Source organism: Hohaiivirga grylli, from assembly GCF_039655745.1.
In the GTDB taxonomy this organism is placed as follows: domain Bacteria; phylum Pseudomonadota; class Alphaproteobacteria; order Rhizobiales; family Beijerinckiaceae; genus Hohaiivirga; species Hohaiivirga grylli.
The window spans coordinates 744,550-769,274 of record NZ_JBBYXI010000001.1; the positions used below are offsets into that span (position 1 = coordinate 744,550).

Sequence of the window (24,725 nt, forward strand, 5' to 3'; positions counted from 1 at the left end):
GTAGTATGGAGCAAATGCTGACTTTAACCATTAGCAATTGGGTCAGTTCCATTATCGGCTATCAATAGAATTATACAGACCAGAGCATGAAAAAGGTTTGCCGTGGCTCAATGGTACGGTAATGCTTTTGGTTAAGTAGAAATGCTGAATACGGCTAAAAAGAAAACAGGAGTTTCTGGAGAGATGGCTTCAAAGCTTGAACAATTGCGCGATATGACAGTGGTTGTTGCCGATACTGGTGATATTGAAGCTGTTGCGCGACTGAAACCTCAGGATTGCACGACCAATCCAACATTGATCCTCAAGGCTGTTGAAAGTGCTGCTGGCCAGCCTATCCTTGAAGAGGCTCTGGCTTGGGGACGTATGCAGGGCGGTAACAATGTTGATGCGGTCTGTGATCGTCTGGCCGTTGCTTTTGGTGCGGAACTTGCCAAGGTTGTTCCTGGTCGTGTTTCGACAGAAGTGGATGCTGATCTGTCATTTGATACGCAGGCCACAGTTGCTAAAGCCCGTCAGATTATCGAGGCGTATCAGGCCAAGGGCATTGGCCGTGAACGTATCCTGATCAAAATCGCCTCCACATGGGAAGGTATTCGCGCCGCTGAAGTTCTTCAGAAAGAAGGCATCGACTGTAATCTGACACTGCTGTTTTCACTGGCTCAGGCTGCGGCCTGTGCTGATGCAGGCGCGTATCTCATTTCACCATTTGTTGGTCGTATTCTTGACTGGCATGTTAAAAATGGCGGCGGTCCATATCAGGCAGAGAACGACCCGGGTGTTCTCTCTGTTCGTAATATCTACGCTTATTATAAGGCCTATGATATCAAGACGGTTGTCATGGGCGCGTCTTTCCGCAACAGCGGAGAGATAGAAGCTTTAGCGGGTTGTGATCGTCTGACAATTTCGCCTGCTCTGATTGATGAACTGGCAAATGCTACGGGTGAATTGCCACGTCGTTTGAGCTCTGCTGTTGCGAGTGAAGCACCTGCTCTGATGAAGCTTGATGAAAAGGCGTTCCGTTTCGCGTTGAATGAAGATGCCATGGCGACAGAAAAGCTGGCGGAAGGTATTCGCGGGTTTGTTAAAGACCTGCGCAGCTTGAAGACTTTGGTCAGTCAGCGCCTTTCTGCTTAAGGATATGAAAAACCCCGGATAATTATCCGGGGTTTTTCTTACTTCATACGTAAGAGCCGTAGGGCATTCGCTGTCACGAGGAGAGTGGCTCCCGTGTCTGCCAGAATGGCAGGCCACAGCCCTGTAATGCCCATAACAGTTGTAACAAGGAAAACGGCTTTCAATCCAAGAGCGATTGTAAGGTTCTGGCGGATGTTCCGCATTGTCCGTTTGGCCAGATCAATCAGTCTGGCAACGCCCATTACCTGCCCCTGTAAAATAGCTGCATCACCTGTTTCCAGTGCAATGTCCGTTCCGCCTCCTAGGCCTCCAGCCATTGCGATACCAACATCAGCTGCGGCCAGAGCCGGGGCATCATTGATACCATCGCCCACCTTGGCAACTGACTGCCCCTCGGCCTGAAGACTGGCGACAATCTTCATTTTGTCCTGAGGCAAAAGTTCACTGCGGACTTCAATCCCCAGCTGACCGGCAATGGCTGTTGCTGTTGCCTTATGGTCACCCGTGAGCATAAGGGCCCGGATATTATTATCTTTAAGAGCAGAAATACCTTCCGCTGCATCGGTTTTGGGTTCATCTCGCAGGCCAATGACGCCTGCCAGTGAGCCATTTACAACCAGAACGGCTACCGTCTTTCCCTCACTGAAGAGGCTTTCAATAAAGCTATTCTGTTCAGAAGATATTGTTGCAAATTCTGCTGCGGATTTTGGTGAGCCGACAAAGATATCCTGTCCGTCTATTCTGCCAGTAACGCCTTTCCCGGCAATGACACCTGCATCTTCACAAACCTTGAGAGACAGTTCTCTGGTTTTGGCCTGATTGATAATGGCTTTGGCGAGTGGGTGACTGGAGCTTGCTTCAACAGATGCTGCAAGTACAACGGCATCAGCCTCACTGCGCCCAAATCCTTTGATGTCCGTGACACTGGGAACACCCGTTGTCAAAGTGCCTGTCTTGTCAAAAGCAACGGTTGTAACAGTCGCAAGCTTCTCAAGAACCTCACCACCTTTGAGGAGAAGGCCGCGTTTGGCACCGGCTGCAATACCGGATGCAATCGCCGCTGGTGTTGAGATGACGAGTGCGCATGGGCAGCCAATTAAAAGCACAGCGAGGCCACGATAAATCCATGTCTGCAAGTCAGCGCCAAACATGGGCGGAATGACAGCAACGCTCAGACCAATCAGGAAAATGAAAGGCGTATAAACCTGCGAGAACCGATTAATAAAGCGTTGGGTTGGTGATTTACGATCCTGTGCTTCTTCAACCAGTTTAGCGATGCGGGCAATGGTATTGTTGCCCGGATCATTGCTGACACGGATACGCAAGGCTGCATCATGATTGATGGAGCCGGCAAAAACCTGATCACCCGGGTTCTTGGTCTTAGGAGCACTTTCACCCGTCACTGGTGATTCATCAATGCTACTTGAGCCACTGAGAATTTCACCATCAGCAGAAATTCTATCACCGGGGCGTGCAACAATGACGTCACCAATCTTGAGATTGGAAATGGGTGTTTCAACAAGGCTGCCATTCTTCTCAAGGAAAGATATTTTTGGGATAAGATCTGTCAGTCCCTTGATGCCACGGCGGGCCTGACCGGAGGCTATACTTTCAAGCAGCTCTCCAATCATGAAAAGCACAACAACAACAGCAGCCTCATCAATTGCGCCGATAAAAATGGCACCAACAGCTGCCACAACCATCAGTGTTTCAATTGAGAATGGGAAACCCTGGCGAATGCCGCGCCATGCTTTGAACGCAACAGGTACAAGCCCGATGAATGCACCTGCTAATAAAGCGACAGTCTGGCCCGTTGGGGAGATGGTACCGATCAGATAGGACGCAACGATAAAGGCACTGCAGACCAGTACAAGAATGCCATCTGTCTTTTTCCACCATGGACGATCATCAGAATGGTCATGGGTGTGGTCGATGTGATCATCATCTTCATCATGCACGTGATCGGACTTCTCGCCATCATGACTATGCTTGTGGCCTGCGCCATGATCATGACCAGAGCAATTACTGTGATCATCAGCAGGAGTGGCTTGCTCTTTTGTTTGCATGCTCGGAACAGCTGTTGCAGATAGGTCGTCCCGTTTATTGGACATAGACAAAACTTTATAACCAAGCGTATCCAGCTTGGTTGCAAGAGATGTCATTGATACATCTGGCCGATGATGAACGGTAACGAGCTCCGTTGTAATAGAAGTATCGACCGTCGAAACGCCTGAGAGCTTTGACAGGGATGCTTCAATCTTCATGGCGCATGAGCCGCAATCAAGGCCGGCAACCTTAAAAAAAGATGTCTTTTCAGTATTCATGTCGGTCTTTTGATTCTCACGTGTCATGAAATTACCTCACTATCTTGCAAGAACCGTACAACCTCTAGTAACTAGAGATGCAAGAGGGTGATATGATGTTTTTTTCTATTGGTGATTTAGCGCACAAAACTGGAGTTAAAGTTCCGACAATCCGGTTTTATGAGAATATTGGTCTGCTGGCTGAACCGATGCGCACAGAAGGCGGGCAGAGACGCTATAGTGCCGATGATGTTGCACGGCTCAGTTTTATTCGCCATGCACGCCAACTCGGGTTTGAGGTTGAGGATGTTCGTGAGTTGCTGGTTCTCAGTGCTGATCCGGATCGTCCCTGTGCCGAAGTTGATGGCATCGTTTATCGTCATCTTGATGATGTAAAACAGAAGATTGAGAAACTGAGCGCCCTGCAGAAAGAACTTGAGCGTATGGTTTGTGGCAGCAGGCATGGCAGTATTGGAGAATGCCGGGTCATTCAGGTGCTGGCTGATCATGATATGTGTGAGAGTGATGTTCATTAATGCGCGTTGACGGCAAGGCAGCTATGCTTTCACTTCGGGGACAATCCGCATCAGACTGCTTGCCATCTTTGAGTGAACATGCTTGAAACCGTTTGAGTTGTTATGGGGAAACGGAAAACAATGAGTGATGTAATCGAAACAGATGTGGTGATTGTCGGCGCAGGGCCGGTTGGTCTATTTGCCGTCTTTGAACTTGGACTGCTGGATATAAAAGCCCATCTTATCGATATTCTGCCCAAAATTGGCGGCCAGTGCGCTGAACTTTATCCGGAAAAACCTATCTACGATATTCCCGGTTATCCGGTTGTGAATGGTCAGGAACTGATTGATAATCTGGTGAAGCAGATTGAGCCGTTCCATCCAGAGTTTCATTTGGGTGAAATGGTTGAAGAACTGGAAAGCCTCGGAACTGAAGAAGCTCCAAAGTTTCGTGTGAAGACGGATGCTGGCACAGAATTTATCTGTAAGTCTGTTCTGATTGCTGCCGGTGGCGGTTCCTTCCAGCCGAAGAAGCCTCCGATTGAAAATATTGAAAAGTATGAGAATACAGGCGTATTCTATGCTGTCCGCAAGATGGAAGCTTTCCGTGATAAGCGCGTCCTGATTGTTGGTGGTGGGGACTCTGCTCTCGACTGGACTGTTAACCTGCAGCCATTGGCAAAACGTATGACTTTGCTACATCGCCGTGATGCTTTCCGTGCTGCTCCGGATACCGTCAATAAGATGCGTTCGCTGGTAGCAGAGGGACAGATGGATATGTACCTTGGGCAGGTTGTTGCCCTGAAGGGCAATGCTCCGGTTCTTGAAGGCGTCACCATTCGTCGCGATGACGGCACAACGTTTGATGTTGAATGTGATATTCTGCTGCCATTCTTTGGTCTGACGATGAAGCTTGGCCCGATCGCCAATTGGGGGCTTAATGTCAACGAGAACCTGATACCGGTTGATACGGAAAAATTTGAAACCAGTGTGCCCGGTATTTTTGCAATTGGTGACATCAATAGCTATCCCGGCAAACTGAAGCTTATTCTTTCAGGTTTCCATGAAGGTGCGCTGGCTGCTCAGAAGGTGCATCGTTATGTGTATCCAGACAAGAAACTGCTATTCCAATACACGACATCATCCAGCAATCTGCAAAAGAAGCTGGGTGTGAACTAAGCGGTTTTGTTCGAATATAGAAAAGGCGCCGGACTGGCGCCTTTTTCTTTAGCCTGTCGGGCCGAGCGTCAGCTCAAGGCCGTCAAGATCCGGTGTCCAGAGAATCTGACAGGAAAGGCGTGAGTTGCCCATGACAAGAGGCAGCATATCAAGCTGCAACTCTTCTTCTTCCAATGCCGGGTACAGCTTAGGAAGCCATTCTTCGTTAATGTAGACATGGCAGGTGCCACACTCACAGGAACCACCGCAGGTGCCTTCAACTGGCAGGCCCCAGTCACGGATAATCTCCATAATCCGCCATCCTTCGATGCATTCGAGGGTGTGACGCTGACCATCTCTATCCGTTACATGGATGACGCCCATTTCAGGCAACTCCTTTGATACTGACGTGTTCTTTTATGCTTATTCCAGATGCCTGAAATCATGATATTTTCGTTGGAATATATGGAAAAAGCATAAAAGGCAAATATTAGTATCTTATCTTCTGGCATAATTGGTGCGGTCAACTGCCTCGCATAATCTGCTTATTCAATTCTGACAGTAACGCTATCTACCTGGCCATCGGCATCCATAACAGAAATACGTGCAAAGCCTGCACCATCAGGCTTCCAGAAAGCCTGTCTGCGAATATCAGCTTCCCCAATCGGGACACCATTGGCTATCCAGATAAAAGGTGGCTTGCCGCCAAGAACCTTCATTGCGAGATCCGTATGATCAGTTTGTGAGCCGGAATAACCTAGATCAACACGGGCTCCATCAAGTGGATAGGCAATCTTGAGGCTTGGCTTCAAAGCGGCATCGAGGGTTTTTGGGATGTCCTTGCGCAGATGTCGAAGAGGTGGTGGTAGGGTTGAAGAGGTTGCGATAAGGGCAAACTTCGGGCGTTGAAGTGGTTGCATCTCACCGCCATAGTGAGCGAAAGCATCAAACAGAACAGGGGCTGCAATCTGTCGCCCGACAAGGCCTGCAACAGGTGTATTATCGGCCCGGCCAACCCAGACACCAATTGTAATACGCTGATCATACCCAATCGCCCAGGCATCACGGTAGCCGTAGGATGTGCCTGTCTTGAAAGCGATACGCCCAGCCAGTGCATTCTCAGGTGGTGGAGCACCCTGAAGAATATCAAAGACATACCAAGCTGCGACATCTGTTGTGATTATGCTCTCTGCAATGGGGGCATGGCTCGTAGCATCTGCCTCCCAGACAAGTTCTGGCATAACACCATAACGGGCAAGGCCGGAGTAAAGGCGGGTAATGTCGACAAGAGAGATGCCAAGTCCACCAAGGCCAACAGCCAGACCCGGTGCGCTTTCCTGTGGTAAGGCGATATCTGCCCCGGCCTGGCGTAATCGTTGAATGAAGCGGGCCGCACCTACCTCACTCAATAATTCAACCGAAGGGATATTCAGTGAGAGCTGAAGAGCTTTTCTGGCTGTGACATTACCTTGATACCCCAGGTCGAAATTCTCAGGGCGATAGTCTCCAAAACGGGATGGGCTGTCATCCAGAAATGTTTCAGGATGAGCGATGCCGTTTTCAAACGCGAGCGCATAGATAAATGGTTTCAGGGCAGAGCCCGGAGAGCGGACAGCTTGGGTCAGATCAATGGCTCCACTTCGCTCTGACGACATGTAATCTGAGCTGCCAACACTGGCGAGGACTTCTCCGCTTTTATTATCCAGAACGAAGATCGCTATATTGGCTTTTGGGTCGATCGTGAGGAGGGCATCACGTGCCAGTGTTTCCAATGACTGCTGTAGTGATTTATTGATTGAAAGGCGAATGATGCTGGCTTTCGGTTTCGCTGCAACCAGTGTTTCCGCTGTATGTGCGGCATGATTTGGAAACGCAAAACGTGCGTTGGGAATTGGTTCCAGTTTTGCGCGCTCTCCTTCCGCCTCAGAGATAATACCGGCCTCGACGACCTTATCAAGAACGCGATTTCGTGCTTTGAGAGCTGTATTGGGATAACGATCCGGACGGCGTGTTTCAGGAGATTGCGGAAGAGCGACAAGAAGAGCTGCTTCACCATATGATAGTCGCTGTGGTTCTTTGCCAAAATAGGCAAAACTTGCGGCCCGAATACCTTCAAGATTGCCGCCAAAAGGGGCCATCATCAGGTATAATTCAAGTATTTCTGTCTTGCTGAAACGTCGCTCCAGCTCAAATGCACGCACGAGCTGCTGGAACTTTGCGCCTAACGTACGTTGTTCACGGGGCTCTAAAAGACGGGCAACCTGCATTGTTAAGGTCGAGCCACCGGAGATTACTTTCTGGTTACTCAGGAGCTGCAAACCTGCGCGGGCGAGTGAGCGAAAATCAACTCCGTGGTGTTGTTCAAAACGCCTGTCTTCATATGCTTTGAGCATCATCAGATAACGCTCATCGACGTCTTTCATGCTGACAGGAAGGCGCCAGCGCCCGGCACTGGTCGTAAAGGGGCGAAGAAGCTGCCCGTTTCTGTCAATGACGACGGTTGAGTTTTGCTTGCTGGCTGAAAGGTCAAGCTCACCAAGTGAGAGTTTATAGATCAATATTACTCCTGCGCAGAGGGCCGCGCAGGAGAGCAAGATCAGTATACTTCGCTTCAGTAGCTTCCTAAACCGGTTCATGTCAGACACTGGCGGTTTTTAAGGTTCTGATGATATGACCTCCACAGAGCCAAATTCTGAGCGGCCAAATTTCTCTGGGGCGTACATGTCTTCAGCTGTTGCTGAAGGGTGCATGTATTTGCCGACTGAAACAGCCCGAACAATATAGGCAATGTTGAAGGTTCTTGGTGATTGGTACGTTCTGTCGAAGGATGCAACCAGTCTGTCATCCCGATATTCCGTATGGGTAGCATCAACGGTATTTTTAACCCAGCCCAGTTTATCGGATTTGGAGCCGTCGACGAGGTTTGGATTGTCAATTTCAAAACCGGCAGGCAATCTGTCGACAACCAGAAGATTGGCATTAGTCGCTGATTGCTCAGTTACAGTAATGACCGTGACAAGTCGTGTTCCCTGTATAACGGTTGCGGGATTAACTCTTTCCCCAGAAAGATCATAATAGTTACGCTCAACCTTGTAGCCTTGCGATACGGCAGGCTCAGGAACCAGCGGATTACCAAGAACATTGATAATGGCCTTGATATCCTGTTTGCTGGTATTGGTGACTTTTACAGACTTGCTGGCAAGAGTTGTATCACGATAGGACCGATAAAGCGGGGCCTGTTTTGAAGTCCCATCAATATCAAGGGTGATATCTTTTGAAGCCTCTGTCAGGGCCTGTGCAGCCAGAACCATCCAGCTCTTTTCCTGAGTACTGGTGTATCTGCGCAGAGCCGTCATGATAGCGACTTCTTTTGAAAGACGCGACAGGCTCTCTTTCGAGAATTTACTTTCCGTACCAAGAGCCAGTACGGCAGCGGTATCACGCAGGGTCGAGCCATAATTGTAATAGTAAAGACGCTCCTCCGTTTTATTGCCAAGGGCCTTCTCAGCAGCCATGAATGCCTTGTTTGCGCGTTCCTGGTCGCCCAGCATGGACAGGGCTGAGGCGAGCTGACCCAGTGCCATTGGAGATTTGAATGCCGTCATCTTGGTATCGACCATATATTTCAGATCACCCATGACCGGACGGCCATTGCGGGCAAGCACATATGTGGCATAGGCAAGAGATGGAGTGTTCTGTTCAATTTGCGTTGTGTTCGCAACAAGATTTCTTAATCGTTCCAATGAACGGTTAAAAGCCTGATCCGGAACAGAGAACTTCATTTCACGGGCACGGGTGAGGAAGTCTGCAACATAGGCATCTAGCCAGTAATTGCTGCCATTTGACCAGGTGTTGAACGAACCATTCGTATTCTGACGTGTCAGGATACGGTCAATCGTATTGTTTATGCGCTCATTAACATCATCGTCTGTGGCCATGGCATTGGTAACGGCCAGAGAGTTCAGATAAAGGAGCGGCAAGGCACGACTGACAAGTTGCTCGGTGCAGCCATAAGGATATCTGTCCAGCTCTCTGAGAAGACCGGGAACGTCAAGCTCTGACAACATGGAAACAGAAACGGTTGCTGCACCCGTTCCCGGAATGATGTTCTCCAGCAGATCACTTGAGAGTGTCAGGCTTTCACTGGGTTTCAGGGTACGCGTAATACGATGCGTATTTGAGATTGTTCCGGGCAGAATACCCAGATTGTAGCTGCGGTGAATATTGATCGGGGTGTCGTCATTCTGGGGCCCTTTAAGGGTCATGTTAATGACGGACTTTCCATACTCAAGAGCTGCAACAGGAACAGTAAGAGACGTCTTTTGTCCCTTTTTGAGTGTCAGGCTTTTCTTGAGATCAGCAGGGCTAGCTGTTAGCCGCTCATCAACAGTAAACTCTGCGATATAATCACCATCCGGGCCTTCGACATTGTTGATCTGAAGGTACAGATTTGTCTGATCACCAATCGATAGAAAACGCGGCAAAGTCACAAGAGTTACAACAGGGTCACGAATTGCCATGTCAAAGGAGGCATTACCAACACGGCTCTTTGTCCATGCGACAGCCATCAGGCGCCCACTACCGTTAAAAGCTGGGAGCTTTAGAGGGATATGGGCAATGCCATCCGGGCCGACTTTGACGATGCCGGAGAATAGTGCCAGCGGTTCCTCTGTTGGAGGCAGGGCATCATACTTGTTGGGCAGTTCATCCCCACCTGAACGATAAGCACCTCTTGTTCCCTGCATGCCATCAATCAGATAGCCATACAGATCCAGAATATCCGCAGAAAGCTGTTTCTGACCAAAGAAATATTTGGTTGGATTGGGGCTGTCGTAACGGGTCAGATTGAGAATGCCGACATCAACAGCCGTTAAGGTCACATATAAGTCTTCGTCTTTCTCTGCACCATTTATTTCGACAGGAATTATTGTTTCCTGACCGGGGAGAGTTGAGGCGGGTGCCTTGATCTGAACACTTAGCTTGCGCTTGTCCTGATCAACTTCAAACCATGTTAAGCCAAGGGCACGACCGGGTAGACGTTTGGCAACCGTATCAAGAGGACGATGGGCGATGGCAACTAGATAGGCACCTGCTCCCCATTCGGCTTTTACAGGTAAGGTTACGTTTGTTCCGTTCTTTGAAACATTGATGACCTGAATATCCCGCACCTTATCACTGACAACAGCCAGAGTGGCCTGCCCGTCAAAACGGGATGACAGTTTAACCTGCATCTGCTCACCAGCCTGATAAGCGGCCTTATCCAACGTCATTTCAAGAAGATCAGGCGTATCGGCTGTCTGGTCGCCGGAGTATCCGGCATAAAACTGAATGCTTGCCTGAGCTGCTTGTCCGAAGTCGGGAGCAGAAGCTTCCAGAATGTAGCTGCCCCATCCCACATCAGTACTGATGACAGCAGGAGATTTTCCATCGGAACTGACAATACCTTCGGAAACTTTTATCTTGTTTTTAATTGCATCGTAGCTCCAGCGACCATCGGAGTTAGACCACTGATAATTGCGTTCAATGCGAAACAGTGTCCATTTGATTTTACCTGCAGCCAGTGTGTCTCCATTCTGATTGGCGATGATGGCATTAAAGGCTGCTGGCTTGTCACCTTCGATTTCTTCTGCCGCAGATTTGATGCCAACAATCGCACCACTTGGCAGGATTGGTAAGGTAAGTGAACGGCGAACCGCCCTGCCACCATCTTCTGCAACTTCTACAGAGATTGTAATTTCGCTTGGCTTTGTGGAAGTGATTTCCGGTACTGCAAAAGAGAGCGATGCCTTACCTTCTTCATCTGTATAGATTTCACCTTCAATTTCACCATTGATTGTTTGAGGTTCTTCATCCGATAGCCCGGTTACATAGCCAGCAAGAGCAGGGAGGGAGCTATTGCTGACCTGAGTTATTGAATATTCCCCAGTAACACGAAGATTGTTACTGGCTGCGCCGAAGAGAAAGCGTGTTGCAATATCGATAGAACCTGTCTCACCACTATGAAGCGCTTTTTGTTGTGAGGTTAAATTCAGCTCCAGTCGTTCAGCAACATAATCTTCAACGAGAAACGTTGTGCTACCGACAGGAGCTGCTTTTGGGTCTGTGTAAAAGGCAACCCGCCATGTTCCGTGAGACGCATCAGCGGGTATGGCTAGTGAAAGCGTCCGGCCGCCAAGCCCCATATCCTCGACCTGTACTTTGCGGAACTCGACACCATCCGGTCTGCGGATGATGGCTGTCAGAGGGAGTTTTTCAACGGCAAGCCCCTGACCATCACGCATGAGAGCTGTGATGTGAACGGTTTCATTGGGGCGATAAACACCCCGTTCCGTATAAGTGTAAACATCAATGGCCCCTGATGCGACGCGGCCTTTAACGCCACGATCAGAAAGATCAAAAGCCGTCTGGTTAAGGTTGATGAAGTTATAGTCGTTCTCTGTTGCTACGACGACCATTCCAGGCTCAAGTGCGCCTGTGCCACGGGATAAACCCGGGTCAAAAGCAACATGTCCGAAAGCTTCAAGCTGTTTGGTCGCAAGCAGATCATTGTTGCGTGCAAGCAGACGGACTTCAGCCTTGCCAATGGGCTGAGCAGAAGACAGGGACCGGGCAAAGACGTGGATGCCGTCTTTGCCTTTAAAAGCCGTAATGCCAAGATCAGATACGACAAACCACTGGGTGGCCTTCTGCTCCCACGCGCTTTCGTCATACTCATCTTCAGAAGAACTTGTATCCGTAGATTTTTTCTCAGAATGCGGTACTGCGACTAGAACATAAACACCCGGTTCCATCTTTCCGAGAGCTTCAGCAACCGGGAATGTTGTGACAACGTCCTTGTTCAGGTCATACTGGGTATCAAGTGTGCCACTCCATACTTTAACACCCGAATTCAGGCCAATATCTTTTTCTGTATAGCCTGATATCTGATTGAGGAAGTTTTCCGAACGAATAGCCGGGACAATATTTCTGTCACCAATTCGATATACTTCAAGATCAAGCTTTGTCGTATTGACGCTGGTCAGCGGCAAACCGTTCTGACCTGTTGCAGGGAGAACATAAGTTTTACCGATAACGCTGACCTGTGGGGCGCGATCTGGAATTTCTGCTGTAATATTGACAGGATTTCTCAGAGTCTCGTCAACGACTGATGGGATGCCCTGACGAAGAGTGATGTTGTAGGTCTGTCCGTGTTTCAGACCTTCAACACAAAGCTGGCGACCAGATATGGCAATGGCAGGGTTTGTAACTTCTCTGACGGTTACAAATGAAGAATAATCAATGCGGCCTTGTTCTAAGTTTTCCGAGAACGAGAAACAAATCTTTGGATTGGCTGTGTTCGACTCAAGTTGGTAGTCGTTATATTTGAAGCCGTATTTCTCGCGAAGCGTTGCATAGGTCGCGGCAACGCGCGGGTTGTGTTCTATCTTCAGGCTTGCTGAATATGCATTGAGAGCGTCGCGCCAATCATATCTTGCTTCATACTGTTGAGCGAGTAGGACAAGTGCATTTGCTTCCTCAGATGGTGTTTTGGCGACAATATAAGCCTGATAAGCGGCTGTACGTGCTTGTCTGGAAAAAGTATAGCGGTCGGACTGTGCAGAAGTAGATATGGCGTACAGGGTTTTGGAAACTTCGAGCCAGGAAGCTGAAGACTTATGATTTTCAAGCAGGTAATGACCCAGTATTGAGAAGGCCTGAGCCCGATTACTATTTATGATTGTTCGGGCGACATAGAGATTTTTATCATCTGTTGCTTCCCGTTGTGAGGCATTCTTTAGAAGAAGTGCTTCGAGCTGGGCAAAATCATAATCCATGTCTTTGCGGACATAAAGTTTTTCAGCGCTTGCCAGAGATGGGATCAGGATAATGAAGCTTATAAGTAAGACATTAAATAATTTTCTAAACATTGCTGTCATTTCCTCAATTTAGCTTCACTTTATTCTGACGGATTTTAAGAGATAAAGAACATAAACTACATGATGATGTTTTATAACAAAAAAGAGCGCATAAAGCGCTCTTTCCTTTGCTTTGGCTGTCTGGATATCAGAGGCCTTTTTTCGCATCTGCAATCAGGTCATCATAGAACTTGCAAGCCTTGTCGAAATCATCAGGCTTAATGCCGGAATCGGCCATGTCCTGAGCAGCCTTCATTGTCTTCTGGCTCCATTCCTGAGCTGCTGTTGGATTCTTCTGAGCAAGCTGCTGAACAACTGTCATCATTTCCATTGCCTTTGCCTGCATGTCTTCTGCAGAAGAGCAAGCAGCTGAAGCCTGAGCTCCAACGAACATGAAAGGAAGAGCTAGAATAAATTTACGCATGGTATGCCCCTAAAAAAATATGTTTGATCTATTGAATAGAACCCAGTCAATTCGGGGTGAGGTTAAGAGGTTTTAATTTTCTGATCAATCTTTGAAACACAGTTTCAACAATTAATAATGCAGTTTCTCAGGTATATTTAATTGTAAATTTAGTTGCTTTGTCCGGAATATAGAAGGATGAATTTTGCATTTCTTAAAAAGTAAGTGTGAGAATAATAGAATTATATATCTTATATTTTGTAATACTCTTCATTTATATGAAAAATTGTTGTTGTCATTTGTTGTGGTAGTATACTGTTTCAATTGATTAATATGGATATGTCTACCGGGGATCGGATCATGCGAAAACACGGAGCTGAACAATGGCCACAAGGCCAGATTTTCAGTCTGCAGATTGAGAGTGCGAGTCTTGCAGATAACCTCTTAGGGGATGCTTCTTCCCGTCGTGTCGATGTTTATATCCCTGCTGGACACACTGGCAAAGACCTGCCTCTTCTGATTGATCTTGCCGGTTTCACATCCTCGGCTTTAGCGCATACCGGCTGGAGGAATTATGGAGAGAATATTCCAGAGCGTCTTGATCGTCTGATTGGCAGTGGTACCATGTTACCGGTTGTGATGGCTTTCCCTGACAGTTTCACGCGGCTTGGTGGCAACCAGTTCGTCAATAGTCTGGCGATGGGGAACTGGGAAGATTTCATGATCAAAGATATGTTGCCCGCAATTGAAAGCCGTTTTGAATGTGGGGGGGCTGGTAAGCGTGGATTGTTCGGCCGTTCATCTGGCGGATATGGTTCAATAATCCATGGTATGCGTCATGGTGGAGAGGTCTGGTCTGCTATTGCCTGCCACTCTGGTGATATGGACTTCCCATTGATGTATCGCAGTGAATTCTGCAATACACTGCGGTCTCTCGCCAAATATGATTTTTCTATTGAAGCTTTCATCTATGCTTTTGAAGAGGGGCCAAAGGCATCGGGCTCTGATTGGGGAACAATGATGATGCTGGCACAATGTGCATCATTTGATCCTGATCCAGATGCTTTCTGTGGAGTGCGCCTGCCTGTGACGACGGATACATGCGAGCTTATCCCTGAATACTGGGCAAACTGGCTGAAGTGGGATCCGTTGCAGATGATCGAGAAGCCGGAGTATCGTGACGGCTTGAGCCGTCTCAAGTTCCTTTTCGTCGATTGTGGAACGGTTGACCAGTATAACCTGCTCTACGGAGCCCGTATCATGCGGCGGAAGCTCGAAGAAAAAGGCGTTGCCCATATCTATGAGGAATTTTCGGATAATCACTCTTCTCTTGATTATCGTTACGACAGATCGTGGCCGCTGATGGCGCGGGCGTTATCCCGAGCGTAAATTCCGGAGAGTAAGGATAAAAGGCCTATGATTGAAGGTAGGCTTTTGTTCTAGCAGTTTTTTACTTAAAATCGTGTCCCTGTGCTAGGTTTAGCATCTGCAATATGGCATATACGAAATGCAGATGCTCAGGAGAACGGCTGATGAAAGCATTATTTATTGGACAGGCCTATATTGATGTCACCTTTCTGACGGATGTTATTCCGACAGGCGATGAAAAGGCTGTGGCCAAAGACTACTCAATCTCGTTCGGTGGTAATGCGGTGACTGCCGGGTTCTGCTGTGCCAAACTTGGTGTTGTCCCCGATATGCTTGCAGCCATTGCTGATGACTGGCTTGGCCGTATGTTTATCGATATGGCATCCAAATACGGCATTACGGTTCACCAGCGCAAGGTTCATGAATCTTCGCTTTCATTCATCATGCCGACCGGCAACAAGCGCGCTATTGTTCGCTGCCGTGATGATAATTACCTGCATCCGTTTGCGCCGCTTAATCTTGGCGACTGTAAGGCCTTGCATCTTGATGGACACCAGCCTGATGCTGCAATGCATTATGCCAAAGCCTGCCGGGAAAAAGGTATTTTGACCTCGCTTGATGGTGGTGGTTTGCGCGAAAATACCCATGAGCTTCTTGAGTTCATTGATGTTGCGGTTGTTGCCGAGCGCCTTTGTGAACAGATGGATCTGACCCCAACGGAAATGCTTTCATATCTGAAATCCCGTGGTTGTAAGATTGGTGCTGTTACTTTGGGTGAACGTGGCACTGTTTGGTATGATGAGACAGGGCAGGAGCAGGTTCTGCCAGCTCTGGATGTCCCGAATAGCAAGATCGTTGATACGAATGGTGCCGGTGATATTTTCCACGGTTCCTATATCTATTCTGCCGTTGCCCATCCAGACTGGAGCTGGAAAGAGCATCTGATCTTTGCGCGTGGCGCATCAACCCATTCAATTCAGCATCTTGGTAACGAGAATAGTCTGCCAACGCTGGCTGATATCGCTGCTGCTCAGGCAGAATTCCCTGAGAAGAAAATACCTTGATATTTAAAGATCTTTTGAAAGGCTCTCTTTTAACGAAGAGGACCTTAATAAGATGTGTTCTGGAAGGGTGAGCGATCTGCCCGTAAACTGATTGCAAGGATAGTGCCGTGTCTGAAGATTCTAAAAAATCTGTTGCGAATGTCATGTGGGGAGGACGTTTCTCTCAATCTCCCAGTGCATTGATGGAAGCCATCAATGCCTCAATTGATTTTGATAAACGAATGGCATTTCAGGATATCGAAGGCTCGATTGCACATTGCATGATGTTAATTGCCTCAGACATCATTTCCAAGGAAGATGGTGAGTCCATTCTCAATGGGCTTTATCAGATACGTAAAGAAATTGAGGATGGAGAATTCATCTTCAAAAAATCCCTTGAAGATATTCATATGAACATCGAGGGACGTCTGCGAGAAATTATTGGTGATGCAGCAGGTCGCTTGCATACGGCGCGTAGCCGTAATGATCAGGTTGCTCTTGATATCCGGCTTTGGATACGCGATGCCCATGACAGAACTGCAGAGCAGATTACAAAGCTGATCAAGGCTCTTCTTGATAAGGCTGAGAAAAATACGGATACCGTTATGCCTGGCTTTACGCATCTCCAGAGTGCGCAGCCAGTGACTTTTGGACATCATCTGATGGCTTATGTCGAGATGTTTGGCCGTGATCTGACACGTGTCAGAGATTCCCGTACTCGTCTTAATGAATCGCCGCTTGGTGCCTGTGCGCTAGCCGGGACATCATTCCCGATCAGTCGACACATGACAGCTTTGGCTCTTGGTTTTGACGGGCCAACGCGCAATTCTCTCGACTCTGTTGCAGATCGCGATGCTCTGCTGGAGTTTATGAGTCTTGCTTCAATCTGTGCCATGCATCTTTCGCGTCTGGCAGAGGAGATTACGCTCTGGATGACGCCGCAGTTCAATTTTATAAAACTGCCTGATCGCTGGACAACCGGCTCTTCCATTATGCCGCAAAAGCGCAATCCGGATGCGGCTGAGCTTGTCCGCGGTAAAACCGGACGTGTTATCGGCTCACTTGTTTCCCTTCTGACAACAATGAAGGGGCTGCCTTTGACGTACTCAAAGGATATGCAGGAAGATAAAGAGCGTGTGTTTGACGCTGCCGACACGATTGAGATTGTTCTCGCAGCCATGACTGGCATGATTGAGGATATTCAGCCTGTACCAGAGCGTATGGCCGCAGCGGCCGGAGCCGGTTTTGCAACTGCAACTGATCTTGCAGATTGGCTGGTTCGTGAGCTTAATATTCCATTCCGTGATGCCCATCATATTACGGGTCATCTCGTGGCTGAAGCTGAAAAACAGGGATGTGATCTGTCTGATCTGCCTCTGGAGGTTATGCAGAAAGCAGATAGCCGTATTACGGATGCCGTCTATGGTGTGCTGACTGTGGCTGCATCGGTTCATTCCCGTACAAGCTTTGGCGGAACATCTCCGAAGCGTGTTGCTGAACAGGTTGCATACTGGCGTGAAAAAATCTGAGTACTTTAAGTGCGACAGTTTCGCCGATAAGCTTGACTTTACTGAAAGTCTGAACACTTTCAGTAAAAGCTAGGGAAGCGCTTATTTCTTATGACACCAGTGGCTTAGAGGTAGGGTATGGCGGCAGAAACCAAAGAACCGGAAGATCTTTTGGAAAGCCAGTCAAATTTAAACGATGCCGTTGCTGAAAAAGACTGGTTACGGCGTCTTTATATTGTTGCTACCTGTATTTTCACGACAACCGTTCCGCTTATTCTTATCGCCGGGCTCTGGATCTGGACAGCAATGTCCGAGAGTAAGCAGGAAATAGAAAACTATATCGTGGTCAGAGCTGTGCAGGTTACGCATGAGGTTGATGCCGTTATTACGGAACAATACTCCATTTTGCGTGCTATTGCCTCTCTCCCTAGTCTGAAAAGCGGTAATCTGTCAGTCTTCCAGAGAAACATTACCAATATGAAGGGCTATATGCCCCAATGGAAAGTGGTGGCGCTATTCGATACCAGCGGCAAAACCGTCATCCTTGATACGTTGGGAAATACCAATCAGCCATCAACACCGGGATTGGCGAAGTGGGTTCGTCGTGTAGTTGAAACCGGTGAGGCAACTGTCTGTACCTGTTATATCAAGGAAGATACCGATGACGTAAAACATGGTGTCCATGTGTATGTTCCGGTTTATCAGGAAGGGCAGGTCAAATATGTGCTCTCTGCAACCATTCGTTATGACACCATTCAGCGCCTGATTACGGCTGCTGCTGCACCCTATTATGAAATAGGTATTGTTGATGAGAATGATGCTGTCATCGCAATATCCGATGTTTCCTTGAACCTGCGTGGTAAAGAGCAGGAGCTGCGCCTAAGCCAGAAACCGAATGATCAAATGATCGGCTCTTTTTCCGGAGATGCTTTGCAGGGAAGTGTCAAGAAAGGAGCTTTCAGTCGTTCGAATGTAACAAGGTGGGGTGTTATCACCGGTGTTGGGGCAGATAGTGCGAATTCATTATCGTCTCAGTCTGGATGGGCTCTGCTGGCAACCGGCGCCCTCAGTCTGATCTTGGCCGCTATTCTGGCCATTATGGTTATTTACAACATGGTGCTGCGCCGTATCGGAACGGAGCGTGAAACAGCTTCTCAGGCGGTTGGTGAACTTCAGGCCAGACTCCTGACCAAGACACGTGAAGCTTTGGATGAGCAGAGCAGGGCGGCGAGTGAACGTGAAGTACTGCTGCGTGAGCTATATCATCGGGTTAAAAATAATCTTCAGATTATCCAGAGTCTGCTGCGTCTTGGTTCAAGGGATCTGACACCAGAGCAGCGTGAGCCTTTTGAGACAGCAGTTCGTCGTATTGGTGCGATGGCTCGTGTTCATACTTTGCTTTATAATTCACCTGATCTCGCTTCGATTGATCTGAAAGATTATCTGGCAAGTATCGTATCTGAAACCTCCGAAGGTTTTGGCGCAGAAGCACGAGGCATAAGTACAAGGCTGGACGCCGAGACGATGCGGGTTCCGTTGGATTCTGCCATTCCGATCGCTTTTATAGCGATTGAGCTTTTAGCAAATGCATTTAAGCATGCGTTCCCTGATGGACGTGAAGGGGAGATCAGTATTGTTGCGCGCCGTATTGAAGATGGTCAGGGTCTACTGATTATTTCTGATAATGGTGTCGGTATTCCGGTACCCGCAGAGAAGAAACGTAAACCTCTGGGATTGAACCTTGTTGGTAAGCTGGTTGACCAGATTGGGGGCCAGATGGTTCCCCCAACAGTCGGTACTTCAGAGTATCGGATTACTTTCCCGCTTATGGTTCAGGACAATGAAGAATAAGTAAGCTGTGCCTTAATCTCAGCATAAACCCTTGATACACATCAGGGCCATAACCATATGAAAAAAGCAGGTGGGTTGCCAAACTGCCTGTAGCTGGGTGCCGCATGGTGTGGGCCCGTTTCTTTCGAAGTGCCTTGGCAAGATGGGCTTCGGTATGACACGTCAGTCACCTTTTGGACATCCGTTCCTTCTCGGGTTTGACGCGATTGAGCAGGCGCTGGATCGTGTCGCAAAATCCGGTGGTGAAGGATATCCGCCATATAATATCGAACGGCTTCCCGGAGATGGGGAGACACCTGAGCGTTTACGTATAACAATCGCCGTTGCCGGCTTTACACGGGATCAGCTGGAAGTAACCCTTGAGGAAAACCAGCTTGTGGTACGTGGTCGGCAGAATGAAGACAAAGCCCGTCATTTTATCCACCGCGGCATTGCCGCCCGTCAATTTCAGCGCAGTTTTCTTCTGGCTGACGGAATGGAAGTCATTGGCGCAGACATGTTGAATGGTTTGCTTTCTATTGATTTGATCCGTCCGGAAATCGAGAAAACTGTCCGTACAATTAACATCGTCTCTTATGAGTAGAGTTTACTCTGATCTAGGCGACAGGAATGAGGAATCGAAGATGGATTATTGTGAATTCAAAAATCTTGATCCGGGCGAATTTGAAGTGCTTGGAGAAGGTGCGATTGCCTATGTGAAACAGATGCGTTCTGAGGAAATCACAAAGGCATTTCCACTGATTAAATCACTGGAACCAGGTATGAAGTTCTATGCACTGCTGTCTGCCAGCGGGCAGCCAATTTTACTGGCTGATAGCGAAACGGCTGCTGTTGCTAATGCCTGGGAGCAGGAACTTATGACGGTTTCACTCCAGTAAAATAACTATTTTAGAGAAGGCGGATATGGCTCAAAGTCGTGAGCCTCCGCCTTTTTTATAGTCTTTCTGTACGGTTGCCCATCTTAATCACCATTAATCTGGTGTTTCATAAAACTCAGGCTAATTATTATATTGAAAAAATGAGATGGCTTAACAGGTTTGCAACTTAAGCCTGTATATTATCTATATGTCACATTATACGTGCATGTAACGATTCGTTTTAAAGGTAGCCTGTTCTGTGAGCCAGTCCTCATTCGCAATGAGTCATCAATTTATCGGTAATAAGAAGCATCCCCTTGCCGGGCGGACGATTTTACAAATTATTCCGGAGCTTGAAGCTGGTGGCGCGGAACGAACGGCTGTTGATATTGCGGCAGGTCTTGCTCATGTTGGCGCACGTGCTCTTGTTGCAACCGAAGGTGGCCGCCTTGTTGGTGAGTTACAGGCAAAGGGTGGTGTATGGATTCCATTTCCGGCCGCCAGCAAAAACCCAATTTCAATGGTACTGAACGTTCGCAAGCTTGCCCGTATTTGCCATAATGAGCGTGTTGACCTCTTACACGCCCGTTCCCGCGCACCTGCATGGGTTGCACTAGGGGCTGCCAGAAGCCTGAACCTTCCCTTTGTTACAACATACCATGGCAGTTACGCAGGTCGTTCCGCGATTAAGCTCCGTTATAACTCGGTGATGGCTCGCGGGGATCGGGTCATTGCGAATTCACATTATACTGCGGGCCTGATCCGGTCATTACAGCCGCAGGCTGATGGACGGATTACCGTTATTCACCGTGGTACTGACTTTAAGGTTTTCAGTTCAAAAGCGGTTGGGATTGAGCGCGTTGAAAATCTGCGTAAATCATGGGGTGTTGCACCGCATGAACGTATTGTTCTGCTAGCTGCCCGTCTGACCAACTGGAAAGGTCAGAAAGTTCTGATTGATGCTGCTGCCAAGCTGCGGGCTGCGGGTTTCCATGATGTGACCTTCGTTCTGGCTGGTGATCCGCAAGGGCGGGATGGTTATGTCAAAGAGCTGGATGGTATGATTTCCAGCCTCGGTCTTGAAGGTATTGTCCGTCGTGTCGGGCACTGCACGGATATGCCTGCGGCATTTCTGGCGGCTTCCGTTGTTGCGGTTCCTTCTACTGAGCCAGAAGCCTTTGGCCGCTCAGCTGTTGAAGCACAGGCGATGGGAACGCCGGTTGTTGTTTCTGATCTTGGTGCTGTTCCTGAAACGGTTCTCGCACCGCCTGCTGTTGAACCTTCAGAGAGAACAGGCTGGCGCGTCCCACCTGCTGATTCCAATGAATTGGCAATGGCCATTGGTGAGGCACTCTCCTTAGGAGCAAGTGCAAGAACCGCGCTTGGACGTCGTTCACGCAATCATGTACAGACCAATTTTTCGCTAGAGCGGATGGTTGCGGACACCCTTGAGGTTTACGCAAATTTGCTGGAAAGAAAAAATAAGCGCTAAATTGGTTGAAATTGATAAAAAATATCGTAGCATTAAAACGATAGTAGGCGTATGAAGACCTTGTTGTTTTAATTTCAGAGGAGTTTACAGCCATTCGTAGGCCAATGAGAACCATGGCGGTCCCACAGAAAGAGGGTCCGCGCGCGAACCGTGATATCAGAGGTGTTCGCGATGTGCAGTTGATTGATGACGAAGGACAAAATCGCGGTGTTGTCCCGTTTCTTGACGCGTTGAAGATCGCAGAAGATGCAGGGCTCGACCTAGTCGAGATTTCTCCTAATGCGAATCCGCCTGTCTGTAAAATTCTGGATTATGGGAAGTTCCGCTTCCTTGAGCAGAAGAAAGCAGCAGAAGCTCGCAAGAAGCAGAAGACCGTTGAAGTCAAAGAAGTCAAACTGCGCCCCGGTATTGATGAGCATGACTATATGGTCAAGATGAAAGCCATGAAGGGCTTCTTCGAAGACGGTAACAAGGTCAAAGTCACACTGCGTTTTCGTGGTCGTGAAATGGCTCACCAGAATCTCGGGTTACGTGTTCTTGAGCGTATCAAGGCTGAAACTGTTGATTTCGCCAAGGTTGAGCTTGAACCAAACTTTGAAGGCCGTCAGGTCGTCATGGTGCTTGCTCCCCGTTAATTCTGATACTTGTCAGACTGAATGATTAAGCCGCATTCCGGTTCCGGAGTGCGGTTTTTATTTGGTCGGATGTACTATTTCTGTGGTGTGAATTTGTGTGTTTCAGTGGGGTATTCTGGGGAAAAAAATATATAGTGATAAATATAAATAATTTATTTTTTTCAGTGTTTTAAATGGTAGTGGTGCGACATAATAGCACGAAAGTCGTATTGCTGTAATGATGTAAATTATACAGGCATTTAGCGTCGATAATCATAAATGGTGATCTTTAGTTTCCCAGATTTATCAGGTTTCTGAAAATCGTCGTCGCTTCTGAGCGCTCTTATAGACCTGACGCAGAAGCAAGTTCCTCAGGGGGGAACCATGAAGAAAAATGCTTGGTATAAAATCCTCTACATTCAGGTGATCATTGCCATTATTGCCGGTGTGCTGCTTGGTTACTACAGCCCGCAATATGCAGAGCAGATGAAGCCGCTTGGTGATGCCTTCATCAAATTGATCAAGATGATGATTGCTCCGGTCATCTTCTGTACCGTTGTGCACGGTATTGCTTCTGTGTCTGACCTTTCAAAGGTTGGGCGCGTTGGTATCAAGGCCTTGTTCTATTTTGAGGTCGTCTCTTCCATCGCTCTGGTTATCGGACTTGTTGTCGGCCGTGTTGTTGAGCCAGGTGCTGGCTTCAATATTGATCCGGCATCCATGAACATGGATTCCATTTCCAGTTTCGTGAAGGCTGCCAAAGCAGACTCGCTGACAGCTCACCTGCTGGGAATTATTCCTGATACCTTTATCAGCGCGCTCGTAACGGGCGATCTTCTACAGGTTCTGTTAATCTCCATCTTCAGTGGCGTGGTTCTGGCCAATATGGGCGAAACGGGGCGCAAAATTACCCGTGGCGTTGATATGGTTGGCGAAATGTTTTTCCGCATTATCGCGATCATCGTTAAGGTTGCCCCGATTGGTGCATTCGGTGCGATGGCCTTTACGATTGGTAAATATGGCATTGCATCGCTGGTGAACCTCATCTGGCTCATTGGTACGTTCTATCTGACGAGCTTGCTGTTCGTGCTGATAGTTCTTGGTGCAATTGCGCATTTCTCAGGGTTCTCAATCATCCGTTTCTGCGCCTATATCAAGGATGAGCTGCTGATTGTTCTTGGAACATCTTCATCTGAGACAGTGCTGCCACACATGATGCGCAAGATGGAGCATCTCGGGGCATCGAAGTCTGTTGTTGGTCTGGTCATTCCGACCGGGTACAGCTTCAACCTTGACGGTACGAACATTTATATGACGCTGTCGATCTGGTTTCTGGCGCAGGCAACCAATACGCCTCTGACCCTTGGTCAGGAACTTCTGATTCTGTTTATTGCCATGATCACCTCTAAGGGGGCTTCTGGTGTGACGGGTGCCGGCTTCGTAACATTGATTGCGACACTGCAGGTTATTCCGGATGTTCCGATTGCGTCTGTTGCTATCCTGCTTGGTATCGACAAGTTCATGAGTGAGTGCCGTGCGCTGACCAATTTGATTGGTAATGGTGTCGCCTGTGTTGTTGTCAGCCGCTGGGAAGGTGAGCTTGATGTCAAAGCTCTGAACCACGTCATGGCACACCCGATCAGTGTATCTGACGAGGTCGAAGCGGAATTGGCTGCTAAGAACGCCTAAGTCGCTACATTTTGGGTTTAGAAAGCCCGGCTTATATGCCGGGCTTTTTGTTTTAAGTAAAAGAGCTGAAAATTTGCGGAATTTGAGTCAAATGCTCTTGTTTTTAGCTGCTATCTCTGTCATAAGCCTGACTTCCGAACCGTCCGGCTGTTAGGGCTGCCGTGGCGGTTTCGTTTGCTCATAGTAGCATAATTCGGAGTTTGAGGGTTTCGATCTTCAGGTTCCAGCCAACTTAAGGAGAGCAAAATGCCCAAGCTGAAGACCAAATCTGGCGCCAAAAAGCGCTTCAAGATCACCGGTACTGGCAAGGTTATGTATGCCCAGGCTGGTAAGCGCCACGGGATGATTAAGCGGACAAACAAGCAGATCCGCAATCTGCGCGGTACAACGGCTATGTTTGAAACAGACGCCTATAACGTGAAGAAGTACTTCCTGCCAAACGGCTGAAGCACGTTCCCCATATCCTGTAGCATTTGATTTTGAAGGAGCTTTAAAATGGCTCGCGTAAAACGGGGCGTGACCAGCCACGCCAAACACAAAAAAGTTCTGAAGGCAGCTAAAGGCTTTTACGGCCGCCGTAAAAATACGATCCGCACAGCTAAGGCTGCTGTTGATCGCGCCATGCAGTATGCCTATCGCGATCGTAAGAATAAGAAGCGCACATTCCGCGCTCTGTGGATTCAGCGTTTGAACGCTGCTGTCCGTGAGCATGGACTGACCTATTCCCGATTTATTGATGGTCTCGCCAAGGCTGGGATCGAAATTGATCGCAAGGTTCTGTCTGAGCTCGCAATCCATGAGCCGGCTGCTTTCCAGGCATACGTAGAGAAGGCTAAGGCCGCTCTGCCAAAGGCTGCTTAAGCGCTTTGCATCTTCTTGGCGAGGTGTTCGACAC

Annotated in this window: 19 protein-coding genes; 14 read left to right on the plus strand and 5 right to left on the minus strand. The window is 48.3% G+C overall.

The features are described from left to right. The first annotated feature begins 183 nt into the window (after positions 1-183). Positions 184-1,134, plus strand: coding sequence for a transaldolase (gene tal / locus WJT86_RS03215; RefSeq protein ID WP_346336043.1), 951 nt, complete (start codon positions 184-186; stop codon positions 1,132-1,134). A 38-nt stretch (positions 1,135-1,172) separates the two neighbouring features. Here tal and WJT86_RS03220 read toward each other — a convergent pair whose 3' ends face one another. Then, positions 1,173-3,485: a heavy metal translocating P-type ATPase gene (locus WJT86_RS03220; protein ID WP_346336044.1), complete on the minus strand. Its 2,313-nt coding sequence runs from the start codon at positions 3,483-3,485 to the stop codon at positions 1,173-1,175. A gap of 65 nt (positions 3,486-3,550) precedes the next feature. Here WJT86_RS03220 and WJT86_RS03225 point away from each other — a divergent pair, with 65 nt between their 5' ends. Further along, entirely contained in the window at positions 3,551-3,973 is a 423-nt protein-coding gene (locus tag WJT86_RS03225) for a MerR family transcriptional regulator (protein ID WP_346336045.1), read from the plus strand. A 120-nt stretch (positions 3,974-4,093) separates the two neighbouring features. Then, entirely contained in the window at positions 4,094-5,131 is a 1,038-nt protein-coding gene (locus WJT86_RS03230; protein WP_346336046.1) for an NAD(P)/FAD-dependent oxidoreductase, read from the plus strand. Between the two features lie 48 nt (positions 5,132-5,179). On the opposite strand, the gene WJT86_RS03235 is transcribed toward WJT86_RS03230, so the two are convergent. The 4 genes from WJT86_RS03235 to WJT86_RS03250 form a co-directional block, all read right to left on the minus strand. Next, entirely contained in the window at positions 5,180-5,494 is a 315-nt protein-coding gene (locus WJT86_RS03235) for a 2Fe-2S iron-sulfur cluster-binding protein (protein WP_346336047.1), read from the minus strand. A 161-nt stretch (positions 5,495-5,655) separates the two neighbouring features. After that, complete coding sequence (gene pbpC, locus WJT86_RS03240) at positions 5,656-7,668, minus strand: penicillin-binding protein 1C (protein WP_346336048.1); 2,013 nt, start codon at positions 7,666-7,668, stop codon at positions 5,656-5,658. 96 nt (positions 7,669-7,764) lie between these two features. Continuing rightward, a complete protein-coding gene (locus tag WJT86_RS03245; protein ID WP_346336049.1) occupies positions 7,765-13,017 on the minus strand; it encodes an alpha-2-macroglobulin family protein in 5,253 nt (1,750 codons plus the stop codon). Positions 13,018-13,153: 136 nt separating this feature from the next. Continuing rightward, complete coding sequence (locus WJT86_RS03250; RefSeq protein WP_346336050.1) at positions 13,154-13,429, minus strand: hypothetical protein; 276 nt, start codon at positions 13,427-13,429, stop codon at positions 13,154-13,156. 339 nt (positions 13,430-13,768) lie between these two features. On the opposite strand from WJT86_RS03250, the gene WJT86_RS03255 reads away from it, so the two are divergent. From WJT86_RS03255 to rplT, 11 genes are all read left to right on the plus strand, one after another. Further along, positions 13,769-14,797 carry an alpha/beta hydrolase gene (locus WJT86_RS03255; RefSeq protein ID WP_346336051.1) on the plus strand — a complete coding sequence of 343 codons (1,029 nt, stop codon included), beginning with the start codon at positions 13,769-13,771 and terminating at the stop codon, positions 14,795-14,797. Positions 14,798-14,940: 143 nt separating this feature from the next. Beyond that, a complete protein-coding gene (locus tag WJT86_RS03260) occupies positions 14,941-15,840 on the plus strand; it encodes a sugar kinase (protein WP_346336052.1) in 900 nt (299 codons plus the stop codon). Between the two features lie 143 nt (positions 15,841-15,983). Then, a complete protein-coding gene (argH, locus tag WJT86_RS03265) occupies positions 15,984-17,348 on the plus strand; it encodes an argininosuccinate lyase (protein WP_407066906.1) in 1,365 nt (454 codons plus the stop codon). Positions 17,349-17,465: 117 nt separating this feature from the next. Then, positions 17,466-19,178, plus strand: coding sequence for a sensor histidine kinase (locus tag WJT86_RS03270; RefSeq protein ID WP_346336054.1), 1,713 nt, complete (start codon positions 17,466-17,468; stop codon positions 19,176-19,178). A 154-nt stretch (positions 19,179-19,332) separates the two neighbouring features. Then, entirely contained in the window at positions 19,333-19,761 is a 429-nt protein-coding gene (locus WJT86_RS03275; RefSeq protein WP_346336291.1) for an Hsp20 family protein, read from the plus strand. 40 nt (positions 19,762-19,801) lie between these two features. Continuing rightward, positions 19,802-20,056, plus strand: coding sequence for a BQ00720 family protein (locus WJT86_RS03280; protein WP_346336055.1), 255 nt, complete (start codon positions 19,802-19,804; stop codon positions 20,054-20,056). 259 nt (positions 20,057-20,315) lie between these two features. After that, positions 20,316-21,527, plus strand: coding sequence for a glycosyltransferase family 4 protein (locus WJT86_RS03285; protein WP_346336056.1), 1,212 nt, complete (start codon positions 20,316-20,318; stop codon positions 21,525-21,527). A 113-nt stretch (positions 21,528-21,640) separates the two neighbouring features. Then, complete coding sequence (infC, locus tag WJT86_RS03290; protein WP_346336057.1) at positions 21,641-22,162, plus strand: translation initiation factor IF-3; 522 nt, start codon at positions 21,641-21,643, stop codon at positions 22,160-22,162. A 330-nt stretch (positions 22,163-22,492) separates the two neighbouring features. Next, a complete protein-coding gene (locus tag WJT86_RS03295; protein ID WP_407066907.1) occupies positions 22,493-23,830 on the plus strand; it encodes a dicarboxylate/amino acid:cation symporter in 1,338 nt (445 codons plus the stop codon). A 246-nt stretch (positions 23,831-24,076) separates the two neighbouring features. Next, positions 24,077-24,277, plus strand: coding sequence for a 50S ribosomal protein L35 (gene rpmI, locus WJT86_RS03300; protein ID WP_346336059.1), 201 nt, complete (start codon positions 24,077-24,079; stop codon positions 24,275-24,277). Between the two features lie 48 nt (positions 24,278-24,325). Then, on the plus strand, positions 24,326-24,691 hold the full coding sequence (gene rplT / locus WJT86_RS03305; RefSeq protein WP_346336060.1) for a 50S ribosomal protein L20: 366 nt from the start codon (positions 24,326-24,328) through the stop codon (positions 24,689-24,691). Positions 24,692-24,725: the final 34 nt, after the last annotated feature.